General features: G+C 37.8%; 16 protein-coding genes and 1 rRNA gene (1 of these 17 only partly in view). 6 read left to right on the top strand and 11 right to left on the bottom strand.

The genetic code is table 11. The annotated features are described in order from the left end of the window. The 9 genes from P3T75_RS05095 to dnaE form a co-directional block, all read right to left on the bottom strand. Positions 1 to 824, bottom strand: a 16S ribosomal RNA gene (locus P3T75_RS05095) (it extends 736 nt beyond the left edge of the window). 792 nt (positions 825 to 1616) lie between these two features. Beyond that, positions 1617 to 3104, bottom strand: coding sequence for a HAMP domain-containing sensor histidine kinase (locus P3T75_RS05090; protein WP_206904574.1), 1488 nt, complete (start codon positions 3102 to 3104; stop codon positions 1617 to 1619). Continuing rightward, positions 3101 to 3787 (bottom strand): response regulator transcription factor, encoded by a 687-nt coding sequence (locus tag P3T75_RS05085; protein WP_016171674.1) that lies wholly within the window; start codon positions 3785 to 3787, stop codon positions 3101 to 3103. Before P3T75_RS05085 ends, P3T75_RS05090 begins: the two co-directional genes overlap by 4 nt. 266 nt (positions 3788 to 4053) lie before the next feature. Beyond that, complete coding sequence (gndA, locus tag P3T75_RS05080) at positions 4054 to 5475, bottom strand: NADP-dependent phosphogluconate dehydrogenase (RefSeq protein WP_206904577.1); 1422 nt, start codon at positions 5473 to 5475, stop codon at positions 4054 to 4056. 234 nt (positions 5476 to 5709) lie between these two features. Beyond that, a complete protein-coding gene (rpmF, locus tag P3T75_RS05075) occupies positions 5710 to 5889 on the bottom strand; it encodes a 50S ribosomal protein L32 (RefSeq protein ID WP_010753256.1) in 180 nt (59 codons plus the stop codon). Between the two features lie 60 nt (positions 5890 to 5949). Further along, a complete protein-coding gene (locus P3T75_RS05070) occupies positions 5950 to 6510 on the bottom strand; it encodes a YceD family protein (protein WP_282462370.1) in 561 nt (186 codons plus the stop codon). Positions 6511 to 6650: 140 nt separating this feature from the next. Continuing rightward, on the bottom strand, positions 6651 to 8435 hold the full coding sequence (gene pyk, locus P3T75_RS05065) for a pyruvate kinase (RefSeq protein WP_206904587.1): 1785 nt from the start codon (positions 8433 to 8435) through the stop codon (positions 6651 to 6653). A 69-nt stretch (positions 8436 to 8504) separates the two neighbouring features. Further along, positions 8505 to 9467 carry a 6-phosphofructokinase gene (gene pfkA / locus P3T75_RS05060; protein ID WP_173103274.1) on the bottom strand — a complete coding sequence of 321 codons (963 nt, stop codon included), beginning with the start codon at positions 9465 to 9467 and terminating at the stop codon, positions 8505 to 8507. Between the two features lie 158 nt (positions 9468 to 9625). Beyond that, positions 9626 to 12934: a DNA polymerase III subunit alpha gene (gene dnaE / locus P3T75_RS05055; RefSeq protein WP_282462369.1), complete on the bottom strand. Its 3309-nt coding sequence runs from the start codon at positions 12932 to 12934 to the stop codon at positions 9626 to 9628. Positions 12935 to 13031: 97 nt separating this feature from the next. Between dnaE and P3T75_RS05050 the strand changes: the two genes are divergently transcribed. Further along, positions 13032 to 13211 (top strand): YjzD family protein, encoded by a 180-nt coding sequence (locus P3T75_RS05050; RefSeq protein WP_206904591.1) that lies wholly within the window; start codon positions 13032 to 13034, stop codon positions 13209 to 13211. 220 nt (positions 13212 to 13431) lie between these two features. Here the strand turns inward: P3T75_RS05050 and P3T75_RS05045 are convergent, their stop codons facing one another. Next, positions 13432 to 14628, bottom strand: coding sequence for a multidrug efflux MFS transporter (locus P3T75_RS05045; protein WP_206904593.1), 1197 nt, complete (start codon positions 14626 to 14628; stop codon positions 13432 to 13434). A gap of 214 nt (positions 14629 to 14842) precedes the next feature. Beyond that, complete coding sequence (locus tag P3T75_RS05040) at positions 14843 to 16282, bottom strand: NCS2 family permease (protein ID WP_206904595.1); 1440 nt, start codon at positions 16280 to 16282, stop codon at positions 14843 to 14845. 285 nt (positions 16283 to 16567) lie between these two features. Between P3T75_RS05040 and P3T75_RS05035 the strand changes: the two genes are divergently transcribed. From P3T75_RS05035 to P3T75_RS05015, 5 genes are all read left to right on the top strand, one after another. After that, positions 16568 to 17371: a Cof-type HAD-IIB family hydrolase gene (locus tag P3T75_RS05035; RefSeq protein ID WP_206904596.1), complete on the top strand. Its 804-nt coding sequence runs from the start codon at positions 16568 to 16570 to the stop codon at positions 17369 to 17371. Positions 17372 to 17513: 142 nt separating this feature from the next. Beyond that, positions 17514 to 17717, top strand: coding sequence for a PLD nuclease N-terminal domain-containing protein (locus tag P3T75_RS05030; protein WP_206904599.1), 204 nt, complete (start codon positions 17514 to 17516; stop codon positions 17715 to 17717). Then, complete coding sequence (locus tag P3T75_RS05025) at positions 17718 to 18623, top strand: ABC transporter ATP-binding protein (protein WP_282462368.1); 906 nt, start codon at positions 17718 to 17720, stop codon at positions 18621 to 18623. Further along, complete coding sequence (locus P3T75_RS05020) at positions 18620 to 19384, top strand: ABC transporter permease (RefSeq protein WP_282462367.1); 765 nt, start codon at positions 18620 to 18622, stop codon at positions 19382 to 19384. The genes P3T75_RS05025 and P3T75_RS05020 overlap by 4 nt, the downstream gene beginning before the upstream one ends. A gap of 71 nt (positions 19385 to 19455) precedes the next feature. Continuing rightward, positions 19456 to 20091 carry an NAD(P)H-hydrate epimerase gene (locus P3T75_RS05015; RefSeq protein ID WP_282462366.1) on the top strand — a complete coding sequence of 212 codons (636 nt, stop codon included), beginning with the start codon at positions 19456 to 19458 and terminating at the stop codon, positions 20089 to 20091. Position 20092 lies beyond the last annotated feature (1 nt).

Genomic DNA, 20092 nt, shown 5'->3' with positions numbered 1-20092 from the left:
TGGACTACCAGGGTATCTAATCCTGTTTGCTCCCCACGCTTTCGAGCCTCAGCGTCAGTTACAGACCAGAGAGCCGCCTTCGCCACTGGTGTTCCTCCATATATCTACGCATTTCACCGCTACACATGGAATTCCACTCTCCTCTTCTGCACTCAAGTCTCCCAGTTTCCAATGACCCTCCCCGGTTGAGCCGGGGGCTTTCACATCAGACTTAAGAAACCGCCTGCGCTCGCTTTACGCCCAATAAATCCGGACAACGCTTGCCACCTACGTATTACCGCGGCTGCTGGCACGTAGTTAGCCGTGGCTTTCTGGTTAGATACCGTCAAGGGATGAACATTTTACTCTCATCCTTGTTCTTCTCTAACAACAGAGTTTTACGATCCGAAAACCTTCTTCACTCACGCGGCGTTGCTCGGTCAGACTTTCGTCCATTGCCGAAGATTCCCTACTGCTGCCTCCCGTAGGAGTCTGGGCCGTGTCTCAGTCCCAGTGTGGCCGATCACCCTCTCAGGTCGGCTATGCATCGTGGCCTTGGTGAGCCGTTACCTCACCAACTAGCTAATGCACCGCGGGTCCATCCTCAAGTGACGCAAAAGCGCCTTTCAAATACTAAACATGTGTTTGGTATTGTTATGCGGTATTAGCACCTGTTTCCAAGTGTTATCCCCCGCTTGAGGGTAGGTTACCCACGTGTTACTCACCCGTTCGCCACTCCTCTTTTTCCGGTGGAGCAAGCTCCGGTGGAAAAAGAAGCGTTCGACTTGCATGTATTAGGCACGCCGCCAGCGTTCGTCCTGAGCCAGGATCAAACTCTCATAAAAAGTGTTTGAACAGTCATAGACTGTTAAGCTCAAATAAAAATTAACTTTGCTAGCTATTGCTTGCATGTTGTTTGCTTCTATAAAAAAGCGCCCTACACATTGGTTCGTTTGCTTGCTTTGTTCAGTTTTCAAAGGTCTACTTGCGAAGTTAAATGTATTTATTTAACTTGCAGTTGATTGCTTTTTGAAATGTTTCAGCAACTCTTATATCTTATCAGCTGACTTATTTTCTGTCAACTGTTTTTTCAAAAAGTTTTAAAAACTTTTTGAAATGATATTTCAATAACCTGCTTTTTAATAACAGCGACTTCGTTAGTTTAACATCTTAAAAATCAGATGTCAACAACTTTTTCGAACTGTTTTGTTAGTTGTAAATAACAACTCATTCGCAACAACTTTATTAGAATATCATGCCCAATTTAGCACGTCAAGTAAAAGTTTTAACTTTTTTTAAGACATAGCATTTGTTCGGAACAAATAATAATATAGCAATTCTAAATCCAAAAAGCAACAAAAAACACTAATAAATTTTGATTTTTTTCACGACCGAATTTTATTATCATAACCCAGACGTATAAAGCATTTCCATCTAACAAATGACGTACAATAATCCTCTTAATTCACAAATCATTCGCATAAAATTATGGAATGATTTCTATTTTTTTAAAGGCGTAATCTAACAAATAGATCTCACGACAAAAAAATACCCGACTAGATATAACTTTTATTGCATAACCGCAAAAAGCTATATCTAGTCAGGTATTCCATAGAAAAATTATCACATGAAATAAACTATTTAATTGGAATATATATTTTGAACACCGTTCCTTGTCCTACAACACTATCAACCACAATTTCACCTTTGTAACTGTCAATTAACTGCTTGGCTATAGAAAGACCTAAGCCGTTGCCTCCTTTTGTGCGCGCACGGGCTTTATCAACACGATAAAACCGATGGAAAACTTTTTCTAAGTCTGTTTCCGAGATGCCTTCGCCAAAGTCTTGAATATCAATTTCAAAAAATTGGTTACTTTTTCCAATTTTTAAGTGTACTTCTTTTCGTTCAGTTGAATATTTCACGGCATTATCCAAAATAATAATAATAATTTGTTCGAAATGGTTGCGATAAATTGCTAACGTCTCTTCTTTTGTTAAATCATCATCCAACGTAAAGGTAAATTCTGGATACAGCATTTTAAAGTTATTAAAGACCTGATACGTCACTTCTTTTGCTTGCGTTACTTCATTTGCATAATGAAGCTCCACTTGTTCAGCACGAGATAAATCAAGCATCTCTTGAACTAAGCTTTTCATGCGACTAATTTCTTGTTGACTTGCATTCAAGGCTTCATCTAATATTTCAGGTTCATTTTTTCCCCAGCGTTGCAACATACTTAAATGTCCTTCTATAACCGCTACTGGCGTTCGCAATTCATGGGAAACATCTTCAACAAATTGCTTTTGTTGTTCAATGTACATCCGCATCCTCTCTAACATATCATTAAAAATATCCGCCAAATCTGCTAATTCATCATCGGTGTCAATTTTAGGCATATATGCATCAGATTCTGGATCTTTACGGATAGTATCCATTGTATCGCGCAAAACTTTTAATGGTTTCAAGAAATACGTCGACAAAAAAAAGCCTAAGAAACTAGATAAAATTAATGAAACTACTTCTAAAATAATTAAAGTTAATAATAGCTTACTGCGAATTTCGTAAAAAGAAGACAACTCATAAAAAGTTTGTGCATAACCAATTTTTTCTCTTGTCACCTTGGAAAAGATTGGATGAATGGATAAAAAGCCAGTTGAACCTTTCATCGTAATAATAGTTGGTTCTTTACGTTTTGTCTGCACTAATTCGAAATCATTTTCATGAGTTTTTAAAATGGGCTCTTTTTTCAAGTTGTAGACATACAAGTTTAATTCGGGTTGCCCTAATTCTGAGACAAACTGATCAAGTTGTAAAATATCGCCATCTAAATGGGAAATAGCATCAGGCGTACGATCTTCATTGGAAATTTTTGCAATCGCAAAATAGGCACTTTGCGTTGTCAATTCTTCTTGTCCATTAGCCAAGCGGGAAGTGACCTCTGAAATGACTTCTTCTACATTGTGTCGTTCTTTAGCTACGATTAAGTTAATCGAAGACTTATAGGTAATAACCGCAAAAATCGTAAAGACGATAAATATAAAGAAAGAACTTGCAAAGGCCCACTTAATTGTTAAGGATGGGCCTTTCAGTTCTTTGTTAAAAGTTCTATTTTTTTTGCTCACGAGCGCATCACATAACCAGTTCCCCGGACAGTTTGGATGTAGCTTTCTTCCCCAGGAACATCAATTTTATTACGCAAATAACGAATATACACGTCGACTACATTTGTTTCGACTTCTGTTTCATATCCCCAAACTTTATTTAATAAAACATCGCGGGCTAAAACAACATTCACATTTTCCATTAAGGTTAATAGTAATTCATATTCTCGTTTAGTTAATTCAATTACTTCATTGCCACGACGAACGACACGGTTTTCCTTTTCGATGACTAAGTCACGATAAGTAATAGTCGTTTGTTTTGCGACATTTTTATCCCCTTCAATATCAATTCGGCGAAGTAATGCACGTAAACGAGCTAGTAATTCCTCAATTGCAAAAGGTTTTACAATATAATCATCTGCGCCATGATCAAGACCAGATACGCGATCAATAACAGAATCTCTCGCTGTCATCATGATGATTGGTGTGTTTTTAACTTGGCGCACACGGCGACAAACTTCTAAACCGTTTAATTCTGGTAGCATCAAGTCTAACAAAATTGCATCCCAGTCATTATTTAGTGCTGCATCTAAACCAGTCCGTCCGTTGTAATGAACTTCAGTATGATACCCTTCGTGCGTCAACTCTAGTTCAACAAAACGAGCTAAGTTCTTTTCATCTTCAATAATTAAAATATTACTCATTTGGTTTTAGATCCCTTTTCTTTATATTTTTTTGTAATAAAAAATAGTTGTTTTTTTATTAAAATACTATAGTCATTTTACCATGAAACTATGAAAGAAAAAAGAGGTATCTGAAAATCTTATTAGTAGGTTAATAATCGTCAAAAGTCACACGAGATACCACTTTTATTCGCTAAAGATAAAAAAAGACTGTTGATATTTTCAAAAACACCAACAGTCTTTCCCATAAACAAATTAGAATTATTCAAATTTTCATTGTTTTTTACTTATTCTTCATGATACCAGCTGTAGTGGTAAATTCCTTCTTTATCTGTCCGTTCATAAGTATGTGCCCCAAAATAATCCCGTTGCGCTTGGATAATATTTGCTGGCAAACGTTCCGAACGATAAGAGTCAAAGTAAGCAATTGCCGAAGAAAATGTAGGCACAGGAACACCTGCTTGGACTGCTAAAGCGACTACTTCGCGTACGGCTTGCTGATATTTTTTGGTAATTTCCAAGAAGTAATCATCTAGTAACAAGTTTTCTAAGTCTGGTTTATGGTCATAAGCATCGGTGATTTTTTGCAAGAAACGGGCACGGATAATACAACCCGCACGCCAAATTTTAGCAATTTCACCAAAAGGCAAGTCCCAATCGTATTCTTTTGATGCGGTACGTAATTGCGCAAAACCTTGTGCATAACTCATAATTTTACTGAAGTATAAAGCTTCACGAATTTTTTCAATCAATTCTTTTTTATCGCCTTGATAGTTAAATTTCGCTGGAGCAGGTAGGACTTTGCTTGCAGCTACCCGTTCTTCTTTGTAAGCAGAGATATAGCGCGCAAAAACAGACTCCGTAATGAGCGGTAGTGGCACCCCTAAGTCTAATGCACTTTGGCTTGTCCATTTACCGGTACCCTTATTACCAGCAGCATCTAAAATAACATCGACAATTGGTTTGCCTGTACCAAGATCATCTTTTCTTGTTAAAATGTCCGCGGTGATCTCAATTAGATAACTATCAAGTTCCCCTTCATTCCATTCTTTAAAAATGTCAGCCATCTCAGCAACAGAAAGTCCCAACACATTTTTCATTAAATCATAAGATTCGGCAATTAATTGCATATCACCATATTCAATTCCATTATGAACCATCTTCACGTAATGACCTGCACCATTTGGTCCGATATAGGTTACACATGGCGCACCATCTTCTGCTTTAGCAGAGATTTGTTCTAGAATAGGTGCTACTAAGTCATACGCTTCTTTTTGTCCGCCAGGCATAATAGAAGGACCTTTTAAGGCGCCTTCTTCGCCACCAGAAACACCCGTACCTATAAAGTTGATACCAGAGTTAGCCAATTCTTCATTTCGACGGATCGTATCTTTGAAGAAAGTGTTGCCACCGTCGATTAAAATATCACCTTTATCCAAATGAGGTAATAATTCTTTAATTGTCGCATCTGTTGCCGCACCTGCTTTAACCATTAGCAAAATCCGGCGTGGTTTTTCAATTGCTTCGACAAAATCTGCAATTGTATACGTCGCTTTAAATTTCTTATCTGGATGTTCTTTTACTACCGCTTCTGTCTTCGCAGCTGTTCGGTTGAACAACGCTACTGAATAGCCACGGCTTTCAATATTTAGGGCTAAGTTTTTCCCCATGACGGCCATGCCGACAACACCAATTTGCTGTTTTGTCATTTTGAGTTCCTCCTAGTAGCTTTAATCTTTTCTATTATAACGTAAAAAGCCTTGCTTTCAAACTAAAGGAGGCTATAAATTACAATGGGGTAAATAAAATACAACACAGCCAAAAATCGACTATTGTTTCTTGCTTTGTCTTTGCTCGTAATTTTAAAAATACAAAATAAAAACCCGCAAAGCTCCATGGTTAGCTTTGCGGGTTTTCTTCATTCATTTTCTCAAAAAAATGAATTATGCTTCTTTAGTCGTTACGTCCTTGCCATCGTAGTAACCGCAGTTGGCACATACGTGGTGGCTTTTTTTCAATTCACCACAGTTTGGACATTCGTTCAAACCGTTGATAGTCAATTTGTAATGAGTACGACGTTTGTTTTTCTTAGCTTTAGATGTTTTACGAGCTGGTACTGCCATTTGTTACACCTCCTTGTTTATGAAAAGCAAGCTATAAATAGATTGCTATTTATTCCAATCTTACTTATCATCATCTTCTGTTGTATTAAACAGTTCTGATAATTTCGCAAGACGAGGATCAATTTTGGGTGCGGCTGTTTCTCTTTGTTGCAGATAGTCTTCTTCAGAGATGACTTCCCAATCTTGCCCAGCAGGCATTTGGTTGGAGAGTTCTTCTTCTTTTGTTAAAACCTGCAACGGAATTGCTAACAAGATATTGTCAGCCACTGATTCATCCAAATCGATTGTCTGACCTTCAATAAGCAAGACCTCTTCTTCTGAAATCAGTTCAGTCCGCATTTGCAACTGCTCAGGCGTCATAAAAACTTCGTCAACAACTAAATCCAGTGGTAAATCAACTGGGTCTAAACTTCTTGATGAAGGAAGCGTCAACGTCGCCTTCAGTGTGTAATGAATAAGATAATCACTTTTTGATACAGTAACAAGCCCACTTACTTCAATGGGAGTGATATCTAGTATTTGATTGTCCCGTTTCATTAATTCTTTTTTCAAATCCAATGTCTCTGAAAAAGTTAACGGCGTTTCATGGTATTTGTTTAATTCCAATAAAGACCACTTCATTTTTATCACCTCTAAGCAACAAAAGCTATTATACAGGGAGTATTTTAGCTTGTCAATGAAATTTTCTTGACACCTTTTCAAAAAATAAAACGAAGTAGCCTAGACTACTTCGTTCTAGTAATAAAGAGCTAAATAGCTTCTTAGATAGCTGTTGTTTCACCACGGTATACAATACCACGACGAGGGTCAACAGTGACTAATTCACCATCTTGAATTGTTGTTGTTGCATCAGCAGCACCAACGATAACTGGAATATCTTTTGCGATACCCACAACAGCAGCATGAGAAGTTAGGCCGCCTTCTTCAACGATAACTGCAGCAGCTTTTTCAAATGCAGGCATGTAATCTTTGTCAGTTGTTGGTACAACTAAGACCATTCCTTCTTTAGCACGAGAATTTGCTTCTTCAGCTGATTTAGCGACAACTGCATTTGCGACAACCGTTCTTTCACCAACACCTTGTGCGTCTAATAGTTTAGAACCGATTAATTGGATCTTCATAACGTTTGTTGTTCCACGTTCGCCAACTGGTACACCGGCTGTAATTAAGATTAGTTCGCCTTCTTTAGCAAAACCTAATTCAACAGCTTTTTTAGCAGCTAAATCGAACATTTCATCTGTTGTTGTTGGTTTTTGTGCAACTGTTGGGAATACCCCCCAGTTAAGCATTAAACCGCGTTTTGTACGTTCGTCAAATGTAACAGCCAAGATGTCTGCATCTGGACGGTATTTAGAAATCATTTTAGCTGTATAACCTGATTCAGTTGCAGCAACGATTGTTTTAACACCTAAGTTTTTCGCTGCACGAGCCACAGATAAACCAATTGTTTCAGTAACATCAGTTTTATCAAATTCATTGATTTGGAATGAACCTAATTCTGATAAAGCTTTTTCAGCTTCAACGTCAATACGAGCCATTGTAGCTACTGCTTGAACTGGGTAGTCACCATTTGCAGATTCACCAGAAAGCATTGTTGCATCTGTACCGTCAAAGACAGCATTCGCAACGTCAGAAGCTTCTGCCCGTGTTGGACGTGGATTTTGTTGCATAGATTCTAACATTTGAGTTGCTGTAATAACAGCTTTACCAGCAGCATTACATTTTTGAATAATACGTTTTTGCACCATTGGTACTAATTCTGGCGCAATTTCAACACCCATGTCACCACGAGCGACCATAATACCATCTGAAACTTTGATGATTTCATCGATATTATCAATACCTTCTTGTGATTCAATTTTAGGGAAGATTTGAACATGTGTCATGTTCTTTTCTTCTAAAATTTCACGAATTTCAAGAACGTCTTGTGCTTTACGGACAAATGAAGCCGCGATAAAGTCAATATCGTTATCTAGGCCAAAACGAATATCGTCTGCATCTTTTTCAGTAATACCAGGCAAGCTAATTGAAACGCCAGGAGCGTTAACACCTTTTCTTGAACCTAACATACCAGCATTTTTCACTACGACGATTAATTCGCGGTTTGCTTCGTCTTTTTCAGTGATTTCCATGTCGATTAAACCATCATCGAATAAGATGTGACCACCAACGTGAACGTCATCGAACAAGCCTGGGTAAGTTACAGCAATTTTTTCTTTAGTTCCTTTTAATTCTGGATCCATCGCGATACGTGTTGTATCTCCAACGTTGAATTGGATATAACCGGCACGACCGAAGTCTGCTTCAGTTGTATCTTGAACAGTAGTCCGGATTTCTGCCCCTTTTGTATCTAATAAGATAGCGACATCTTTACCAGTTTTCTTCACTGCTTCTCTTACCATATTCATCCGGCCTAATTGTTCTTCATGGTCACCATGAGAGAAATTAAAACGGAAAACATTAGCTCCAGATTCGATTAATTGTGAAATAATTTCCACGCTATTACTTGCTGGTCCTAACGTACTAACGATTTTGGTTTTCTTCATTACGTAAACGCTCCTATTCCTTTATTTAAAACAGACATTGCTGTTTTATTAACTTTTAGTAGCTGTCAATTAGAATGATAATTGTTTGTTTAAGTCATATAGACTCAAATCAGGTTTGTGTTTATTGTTTTCAAGTGTGTCGATAATATCAGCGGCAACAACTTTATTGTCTTCGATGCCAATACATAGACCGCCTTTTCCTTGTTCAAGCAATTCTACTGCATAAGCGCCAAATTTACTTGCCAAGACACGATCACGAGCACTTGGAGAGCCCCCGCGTACAACGTGGCCCAAAATAGAAACACGCGTATGGAAATCACCATATTCAGAAAGTTTATCAGCAAATTCATTGCCGCCCATAACACCTTCTGCTAAAACGATTAAACAATGTTTTTTACCACGGTCGCGGCCATCTTGAATGCGTTTTGCAACGGCAGCCATATCAAATTCGTGTTCTGGGATGATGATTTCATCTGCACCACCAGCAACACCAGACCATAATGCAATATCGCCAGCGCCACGGCCCATTACTTCAATAACAAAAGTACGAACGTGAGAAGTCGCTGTATCACGAATGCGGTCAATCGATTCTAAGACGGTATTGATTGCTGTATCAAAACCAATTGTAAAATCTGTACCTGGAATATCGTTATCGATTGTTCCAGGAATTCCCACAGCAGGAAAGCCATGACGTGTTAAGGCCATTGCTCCATGGTAAGAACCATCCCCACCGATAACCACTAAGCCTTCGATGCCGAATTTTTTTAACTGTTCAATACCTTTTAATTGTCCTTCTTTAGTAGCAAATTCTGGATAGCGGGCTGAATAAAGAAAAGTCCCGCCACGTTGGATTTTATCCCCAACATCAGCAACGTCTAAACGGCGAATATCACCAGCAACTAAACCGGCATATCCATAATTGATTCCGTATACTTCGATACCATCGAAGATTGCTTTACGGACCACCGCACGGACTGCTGCGTTCATACCAGGTGCGTCACCGCCACTGGTTAAGATTCCGATGCGTTTCATCTACAATTTCACCTCATTAAAATATTTTTAGGTTCCCCTAAATAATACCATTTTGGCATTAACCACGTTGTCCATTTTACCATTAAAATATGGAAATGTCTTGAGATACGAGCAGAAAATTGAAAAAATTGAAAGCGAAAAGTAAAATTTACTGAAAGTCACTTGAAAACTACGTTATTTTCACCAAAAATATTCTTCAAGTCTTGCGTTACAACAGGATTTTCCGCAATTTGATATTTTTCTGCTAGTATTTTTTTTGTTCCAGTACTTTCATAAAAAAGAATTATTTTACTTGCTCCTGGCGCTTGTTTAATTAAAGCGTACAAGGCTGATAGTTGCTTGTCTGTATCAGCTATACCAGTTAGACGAATATAGCAAGTTGGTGCACTTTTTATGTCGCTAATTTTTTTGGCTAACACAATTTGATCTGCAATTACTTGCATCTCTTGATTATAGGTGCTGATTTCAGTTTTTCCTTCAACGTAGACGACGTCATCGACTGCAAAAGTTTGGCGCACATGACGATAACTATTCGGAAAAATAGTTAAAGAAACTTCGCCAGTCGGATCATTAGCCTCCACAAAGGCCATCTGCTCACCTTTTTTCGTGCGAATCTCGCGGATTCCTCGAACGTATAAAAGAAGATGCACGTTTTGTTTAGGTAGTAGTTCACTAATCAGCTGTACTTGACGCGCAGCTTTTAATACAGGATAACTTTCAGTCGGATGTCCGGAAACATAAACACCTAAATATTGTTCTTCTAAATTCAAGCGCTCAGTCAACGAATAATCACTAATTTCAGTTGGTTTTAACGCCATAATATCTAATAAATCCATACTGCCGCCACTATATTCAATATTTTGAATTTTACTGTCTAAGCCTGTTACAAGTTGTCGTCGATTTTTTTCAACCTCATCGAAAGCACCAATCTCCACCAAAGGCTGAATTAAATCCAATTTAAGCCACTTTGCTGGCAAGCGATACAAGAAATTATCCAGTGATTGAAAAGGACCATTCTCCTTTCGTTCCGCGATAATTGCGGCAATAAAGTCACGACGAGTACCTTTAATACTGCTTAACCCAAAACGAATTTCATGATTGTTCACCAAATAAAAACTAAAACCACTGGCATTAATGCTAGGCGGCAAAATTCTAATTCCTTGTTTTTTCGCCTCTGTTAAATATTCTTTGACTTTAGCAGTATTATTGCGAACGGAGTGAAGTAAGGCGGCAAAAAAAGGCGCCGGATAATGCACTTTTAAAAAGCCCATTTGAAAACCAACAAAAGAATAAGCAAAAGCGTGAGAACGATTAAAGCCGTAATCAGCAAATCGTTCAATATAATCGTAGACCTCATTGGCTTTTGTTTTACTATGTCCCATTTTTACAGCGCCCTTAACGAAATGGCGCCGTTCTTCATCTAAAACATCTTTTTTCTTTTTACTGATGGCGCGGCGCAAAATATCGGCTTGTCCCAAGGTGAACCCTGCCATTTTGGCTGCAACTTGCATAACTTGTTCTTGGTAAACCATAATGCCATAGGTATTTTTTAATATCGGTATCAAACTATCATCCAAATAAGTTACTTTTTCTTGTCCTTTTTTCCGCTTAATAAAGTGATCGATATTTTGCATCGGACCTGGTCGATATAAGGCGTTGACTGCAGCAATTTCTTCAATATTTTCCGGACCTAAACGACGTAAGACATTTTTTATCCCAGCGGATTCAAATTGAAAGACTCCAGATGTATTGCCTGCTTGAAAAAGCTTCAACGTCTTCTCATCAGTTAGGGGAATATCTTTTTGCGAAAGTTTATCCCCTGTAACTTTTTTGATTCCCTTTAGCGTATCGTCAATAATGGAAAGATTACGTAAGCCTAAAAAATCCATTTTTAATAAGCCGACAGCTTCCACATCATTCATGGTAAACTGCGTTAATAAAATATCATTGGCTCCAGCTTGTAAAGGAATTAATTGCAGTAAATTTTTATCACTAATCACTACCCCGGCAGCATGGGTGGAAACATGGCGCGGTAGTCCTTCCAATGTTAAAGCAACTTCAAACAATTGCTGATTTCGCTCACTTAATGCAATCAGATCCCGCAGACTACTGGATTCTTCCAGTGCTTTTTTTAGCGTAATTTTCAAGGTATTTGGAATCGCCTTGCTCCATCGATTGGCCTCACTTTGTGATAAACCAAAAACCCGAGCAACGTCTCGAAGGACCATCTTGGCAGCCATTGTACCAAATGTAGCAATTTGGGCTACTTGAAAAGTGCCATATTTTTCTTTCACATAATGTAGCACTTCATCTCGGCGATTATCGGGAATATCCAGATCAATATCTGGCATTGTGTAGCGCTCTGGATTTAAGAAGCGCTCAAACAACAGGTCGTATTCAATCGGATCAACATCAGTAATTGCTAATACAAAAGCAACGAGGGATCCCGCCGCAGAACCTCGGCCTGCACCTGTCACAATATTACTACGGTGAGCAAAATCCATTACATCCCAAACAATTAAAAAATAGTCATCAAAACCCATTTGGTGGATAATTTGCAATTCATAGTCAAGGCGCTGTTTGTATTCAGCCGTGATATTTTCAACCCGCTGTTTCAGCTTCGTTTCACACAACTGTCGCAAAAATTCAGCAGCAGGTCTATTTTGGGGAACAGGATAGTGGGGCAATAGTTTTTGGTGTAAGGGTAGCTCAAACTGACTACAAACCGCTGCAGTTTTTTGCGCATTTTCTAATGCTTGCGGTTGGTTCTGGCGAAAATACTCCGTTAGTTGACTTGCGTTAACTAAGTATTCGCCACTTCCTTGCTCCAATTCGGCAATATCTTGCATTTGCGTGCCGCCTTTTAGGTGCTGCATTACTGCAATTGCTGCTTTTTCCGCTGGATCAATTGTATTTACTTCATTAATAGCAAAAGGTGCTACGCCTTGTTGAAGATAAAAATGCACCAATTCTTCCGCTAATTGTTTTTGAGGAGAAACACCATAAAAAAATTGTTCTTTAGGAAATAGTTCCTGAAAAAAATTAAGACGGTTCTCTGCTTTAGCAACATCTTTTGAAAAAAAGTAATCGACTTCATTTCTTAGTGGTAAAACACCATATAAATTATCTAGTGGAGCAAAATCAGTCAAATCAACTTGACCATTGATTTCTTTTTGACTACTTAAAGCCATTAGCTGTTGATAACCAGCAAAATTTTTAGCAAATAATAAGATCTCATTTTCACCTGCTTGAACAGGTGAATAGTAATCTAAGTGCAAACCAATCACTGATTTTAGACCCGCACGCTGACATGCGTTATAAAAAGTGACTGCTCCAACCAAGACATTGCGATCACATATTCCTAATGTATCGTAGCCTCTTTGTTTAGCCGTTTGCACGAGCCGATTTATCTCAATTGTACTTTGCAACAAAGAATAAGCAGTCACGGTATATAATTGTGGCAGCACTGTATGTCCTCCTTTTTGAAAACACTTGAAAACTTTACATTCAAGAAAAATATGGTAAACTGTAATCGAGAAATGAGCAAGAGAAGAGGTGTCTGCTATGAAATATTTGGTTACTTTGTTTTGGACGTATATCTTAGGTCAAGTCGTTGGCTACCTGGGTAGTGCTTTAAACAGCGGCACTTATGATTTTAAACTTAGCTCAATCATTTCCCTAATTTTAGGAGTTATCATTATCCTAATTGCCGAAGTGGCTACGCCCAAAAAGAAACACGCATAAGCAAACAGTTGTGTCTTTTACACAACTTGACTCAAAAAGATTGCAGTTTGTTGCAATCTTTTTTTGTTTCTTTTGCTTCATTAAACAAATTTACTTTTGTTGAAGTTTAATCCTGGCTTTCGTTGCAACAAACAATTAAAAGGCTGTGATAAAAGCCGTATCACAGCCTTTTATTATGAATAACTTTTTTATAAATAGCTTTTCAGCTGAATTAATCAGACTAAAGTCTTTTGTTTAAAACTTTGCGAAAATTAAAAGTCGACAAACAAATGTTTAAGAACACAAAACCACTGGTTACCCAGAAAACAGCACGATACCCCATCCCGTGTGCCACTGTTGAACCCACCATTGGGCCTAGTACTTGACCAAAGTTTGTAAACATTTGATTGTAACTGTAAATTCGACTAACGCCTTCTGGTGGTGTGATTTTTGAAATCAACGTATTAATAGAAGGCATTAAAGCTCCGGTTGAAAAACCGAGAATAAAACGTAGAACACCTAACTGAAACGGTGTTTTAACAAATCCCATTGGAATAAAACAAATAAAGGACAGTACTAAGCCAAAGAGTAGAATTTTTTGATTTCCAATTTTATCCCCTAATTTTCCCAACGTTGGCGAAGAAATAATAGCAGAAACACCAGCGACTGAAACAATTAAGCCACTGACAAATAAGATGTTACTACTATCGCCACTTAATTGGCGAATATAAAGCGTCAAGATGGGACTAATACTCGTTACCCCAACTTGTAAAATTAACGAAGTGATAAATAAACCAATCAATACTTGAAGGTTAGAGACTCGGTTGAATATCTGCTTAACAGTCAATAAGTCGGTTTTTTCAATTGGTACAAAGTCTTCTTTAACAAAGAAAATCGTTAAAATAGTCGTAATTGCTAAAACCGTCCCGGTAATAATGAATACATTTTCCATACCAAACCACTGAGCCAACGCGCCTCCCATTGATGGACCGATTAAATTCCCCGCAACTGCACCAGTAGACAATGTTCCAAGTGCCCATCCACTTTTTTCTCTTGGCGCTTGGGAGGCAATTAATGCCGTTGCATTCGGAATATAACCTGATAAAATCCCCGTCATAAACCGCATAATCAAAAGCCAGTATACATTAGGTACAAAAGCCAACGAGCCCATCGTAAACGTCATCCCAATTGCAGCACGAATCATCATTAAGCGGCGACCCTTGCGATCTGCCAAATTCCCCCAAATAGGTGCAACAATGGCCGAGGCAAAGGCTGTAACGGAAATTGCCAAACCAGCAAACAATTCTACTTGATTTTTGGGTGTGCCCAACTGCTCAATATAAATAGGAATAAAGGGCATCACCAAACTAAAACTAGCACCGGTAAAAAAACACCCAATCCACGAGATAAATAAATTTCGTTTCCAATCTAACTTCATAGTCAACCCTCTTTCATTACTACTATAGCCTATTTTCCACAAGAGGTGAATTGGAAAGCCAAGATATGTGGCAAAAAGACAGCAATTTTTTAATGAATTCGCTTATCTTCTATGAAATATTTTTAAAGAATTAATCGACAAAAAAATCTAGAGTAAAAGCCGAAACGACTTTTTCCCTAGATTTTTATCTTATAAATGAGATAGTAATTTTTAATTAAGCAATTACAGCTAAAATAATAAAGTTTAAGATAAATAAAATGTCTACAACCCAAAGAATTGGAGAAATTTCATTAAATTTGCCTTTAATTACTTTCACAATTGTATAGAAAATGAAGCCAGCTGCGATACCGTAAGAAATACTGTAACAAAAGCCCATAAAAATTGCAGCAAAGAAAGCTGGTACTGCCTCTTCTAAATCAGTCCACTCAATATCTTTGAAAGAAGCCATCATCATGACCCCAACTAAGATTAAAGCCGGTGCTGTCGCTTGCGCAGGTACAATAGAAATTAAAGGTGAAAAGAAACTGCTAATTGCAAATAAACCAGCCACAACAACAGATGTTAAACCAGTCCGTCCACCAGCACCAATCCCGGCTGCAGACTCGACATAAGTAGTCGTGTTTGACGTACCAAAAATCGCACCAATTGAAGTTGCAATCGCATCTGCAAATAAGGCTTTGTCCATTTTGGTGTTAAAACCACGACTGTCTTCTAAAGCATCTTCGTCTTCTTTCGAGAAAATTCCGGTTCTGCGACCAGTACCGATAAATGTCCCAATCGTATCAAAAGTATCGGATAAACTAAAGGCAATAATCGTCATTAAAACTTGTGGAATTTTACCAGCATCACGAAACAGTGATTGCATACCTTCACTACCAAAAGCCGCACCAAATGTGGTTTTTAACTCGTTAATGGAACTGCCTAAAGAATTAGCTTTCCAATCGATTGCACTAAGATCAACAACACCCATGAAAATACCTAAAATTGTCGTTGCCACAATCCCAATTAAAATAGCACCACGAACATTACGTACGACTAAAATCGTCGTTAAAACTAATCCAATAACAGCTAATAAGACCGGAGCATTATTAAAGTTAGCTAAAGCTGGGACAATCCCACCATTCATCGTAACGTTAACGGCTTTATCCCCTTCCACAACACTACTTGTAATGGTTGCAGAATCCGCACTAAAGCTCAAAAGGTTCGCGTTTTTCAACCCAACATAGGCAACGAAAATCCCGATTCCGCCACCAATAGCATGCTGCATACTTTCTGGAATTGCGTGGATAATCATTTTACGAATTTTGGTAATCGTAATAAAAATATTAATCAAGCCGCAAATAAAGACCATCGCCAAGGCTTGTTGCCACGTGTAACCAAGGCCAAAAACAACCGTGAAAGTGAAAAAGGCGTTAAGCCCCATCCCAGGTGCTTGTGCATATGGCACATTGGCAAAAAGTCCCATTACTAAAGTTCCAATTACTGACGCAATAATTGTCGCAAGGAACACCGCTTGAAACGGCATACCAGAAGCTGATAGAATCGTCGGATTTACGAATAAAATATAACTCATCGCAAAGAAAGTCGTTAAACCTGCGACAAATTCCGTTGAAACATTTGTGTTACTTTCCTTCAATTTAAAAAACTTTTCCATTAAAATGTTCACTCCTACAAAAGAATAAGGGCATATTTCGGATTTATCATCCAACAAAGACTGATTATAATTTCTCAGCAAAAATAAAACAATCTTTTTCTCGATGTTTTTTGATCAGCGCCTTGATAATGTTCGTGTTTTACTATGAAAACGAATTATCTACTCCTTTATTTCACTTCGCTAATTTTTTTTAAAGGTATCTTTGTTATGAACCAGTCCGCTTGTGAAAAATATAAAATATGTTAAACTAAAACAGCGTATCTTTTATACGAGGGGAGAATATATATGAATAAAAAACTAATTGCCATTGACCTAGATGGTACAACTTTAAACGCTAAATCCCAAATTAGTCCTAAAACTGAAGCTGTTTTAAAAAAAGCGATGGCAACTGGCCACATCGTCAGCATTGCGACTGGTCGCCCATTTCGCATTAGTGAGAAGTTTTATCACCAATTGGCTTTAAATACGCCAATGGTTAATTTTAATGGTGCTTTAGTCCACGTGCCTTATACAAAGTGGGCTGCAGAATCTGAAACACTCTTTAGCCGCGATATTGTCTTTGAAATTTTAAAACAAAAAAATGATCTTCAATTAGATTTTGTTGCCGCTGAAAATCGCGATACATTCTACGTCGATCGTTTGGATTTTGGCAGTGAATATCTCTTTGATAATCAGAAACCAACCCCTGATAATTTGTTAGAAAATCTAAAATCAAATCCAACTTCGATGTTGATTCAAACCAAAACTGAATTGGCACAAACGGTTTCAGATACCTTAAAAGCGCAGTTTTCTGACTACATTGACGTTAGAACTTGGGGTGGTCCTAATGCAATTTTGGAAATCGTAGCCAAAGGAATTCAAAAAGCGCGGGGTGTTGAAATTATCGCTGATTCTATGGCAATCGATCGAAAAGATATCATCGCGTTTGGCGATGAGCATAATGACTTGGAGATGCTTGATTACGCAGGTTGGGGCGTCGCAATGAAAAATGCGAGTCCTGAAGCAAAAGCAATTAGCAATGATATTACAACTAAAAGTAATGATGAAGATGGTTTAGCAGATTATTTGGAAAAATACCTTGCTATTTAAGACTTCTAGAGAAAAAAAGGTTGGGAATTTTCAGAATGAGAATTCCCAACCTTTTTTCTTTGCAGCTTTGTATAGTTTGTATTATAATTATTAATACAAACTATACAATTAAAATAATCTAACTAAATAAGGAGTGATTTACATGCAATTAAATGTCCACGAATATTTACCTATTTTAATACCACTGATTATTTTACAACTTGGCCTGGCAATTTACGCTATTATCGACGTATTAAAACATCCCCACTACAAATTTGGTAATCGAATTGTTTGGATTATTATTTGTGCTGTATTTTCTTTTATCGGACCGATTGTCTATTTTGCTTTTGGTAAAGGAGAAGATTAAATGACTTCCATGTTAACCCTGCAAAATGTAAAAAAACAATTTGGTAGTAACCTTATTCTTGATAATTTAAGCTTCACCATCCCCAAAGGCAGTATTTTTGGCTTTGTTGGTGAAAACGGGGCCGGAAAAACAACCACGATGAAGATTATTTTAGGACTTTTAGCTGCTGATAGTGGTTCTGTTACTATTGCCGGACAGACAGTAAAATACGGCGATACCACAACCAATCAAAAAATCGGCTACCTTCCCGATGTGCCCGCATTTTATGATTACCTCACGGCTACAGAATATTTAAGTTTATGCGGTCGTACGAGCGGTATGTCAAAAAGTGAACTGCAGCTGAAAATCCCCTCCTTACTAACAAAAGTTGGTTTACAAACAACAAATCAAAAAATTAGTGGCTTCTCACGGGGAATGAAACAGCGCTTAGGTTTAGCCCAAGCTCTCTTAAATGAACCGCAGTTATTAATCTGTGATGAACCAACTTCCGCCCTCGATCCATTAGGACGCAAAGAAGTATTAGACATTCTAGCAAGTTTAAAAAATGAAACCACAGTTTTATTTTCTTCTCATATTTTAGCTGATGTAGAAGCCATATGTGATCATGTGGCCATTTTAAATGACGGAAAAATCCAATTAACTGGCCCACTAGCAGAAATTAAAACAGCTCAGCCTAATCACTATGAATTACGCTTTGAAAGTCCCGCTGATACGGCTCTTTTTTTAAAGCAAAATCCACAAGACTGGCAGCAAGTCGCGCAAAAACTCGTCCTACCAAGTTTACCGCAAGAAGATTTAGGCTTACAAATTATCAAAAGAGTCGCTACATTAAACCTAGTGCCGTTGGAATTTAAACTAGTCGAGCCAACATTAGAAGCTATATTTTTAAAGGTGGTGACAAAATGAAACAACTCCAACTTTTCCTGGCTAAAGAATTTTTTGCTAATTGGCGGACTAAAAAAATTCCGATTTTATTTATCATTGCTCTTGCTGTTGGTATTTTATCGCCTTTTTTAGCCAAAATTATGCCAGATATGATGGCTTCATTACTACCAGAAAAAATGACTATCACCTTACCTGCATCTACTTCTATTGATAGTTGGACACAGTATTATAAAAATTTGCCACAATTTCTTTTATTGGCAATCGTCTTATTATCAACGGGTATAATCAGTACTGAAGTTGAAAAAGGCACGCTTATTCCTTTTATCACAAAAGGATTATCCCGTTCTGTTTTGGTAATAAGTAAAGCACTATATCTCTTTTTTATTTGGACTTTTACGCTTTTTCTGTCGTTTGTGACCAATCTGGGCTACACTGCATATTATTTTAATGATGGCAAAAGCCCGCATCTTTTGTTACCACTTTTTGGTTTTTGGCTATATGGCAGCATCATTTTAACCGCTACTATTTTCGCCTCTAGCTTGGCCAAAAATATGGGCCAAAGTCTTTTGATCGTCGCAGTCTTTTATTTAATTAGTAGTTTGAGTGGTATCTTTAAGAAAATAGACCATTACAATCCTTTTATCTTGGGTACTAATTCTCTTAATTGGTTGACCGGTAAAAGTGATTTTACCCCCTATTGGCCTGGTGTTATGCTGGCTATTCTCCTTATCCTTTTATTTATTGGCTTAAGTTTAGCTATTTTTAGAAAGCGGCGCTTATAAGGACTTCTTTGGTAAAAAAGCCACGTTTTCGTTACAATCTAGCTAAAGGATAAAAAGTAGGAGGAATTACTATGACCCAATTAGTGAACGTACAACAAATGAAGACCTGTGAGCAATACACCATTGATACGATCGGTATTCCTAGCATGGTCCTCATGGAAAAAGCCGCATTGGCAGTCTTTGCAAAACTAACAAATGAAAAGAATGACCTTTCGCAAATTCTCATACTCTGTGGCAGTGGCAATAATGGCGGCGATGGTTTTGCACTTGCGCGATTACTTCACCTTGCCGGCAAAAATGTTACGATTTATTTCGCCGGAAATTCAGATCATCTAACAAAAGAATGCCGACAACAATATAATATTTGCCAATATTATCAAATTCCTATTTTACACCACTTAGAAACTTTCTTAGGTTTTACAATCATCATCGATAGTTTCTTAGGGATTGGCGCTACAGGCGAGCTAAGCACAAAGGCAAAAAATGTTATCGTGCAAATAAACAACAGCAAATTACCCATCGTAGCCATTGATGTCCCTTCTGGCATTGATGCTTCAACAGGTAGCTCCCTAGGTGCATTTATTCGTGCGGACACAACAATCACCTTTCAATTTAAGAAAACTGGCTTCACCGTCTCACCAGGAAGTAACGCCTGTGGTAATTTGCACGTTGTCGATATCGGTATAAGTGATGCGCCTTTAAAATAAA

The organism is Enterococcus montenegrensis, from assembly GCF_029983095.1.
GTDB classification, from domain to species: domain Bacteria; phylum Bacillota; class Bacilli; order Lactobacillales; family Enterococcaceae; genus Enterococcus_C; species Enterococcus_C montenegrensis.
Note: the sequence above shows the minus strand (reverse complement) of the source record. Positions and strands in the feature narration are given on the sequence as shown.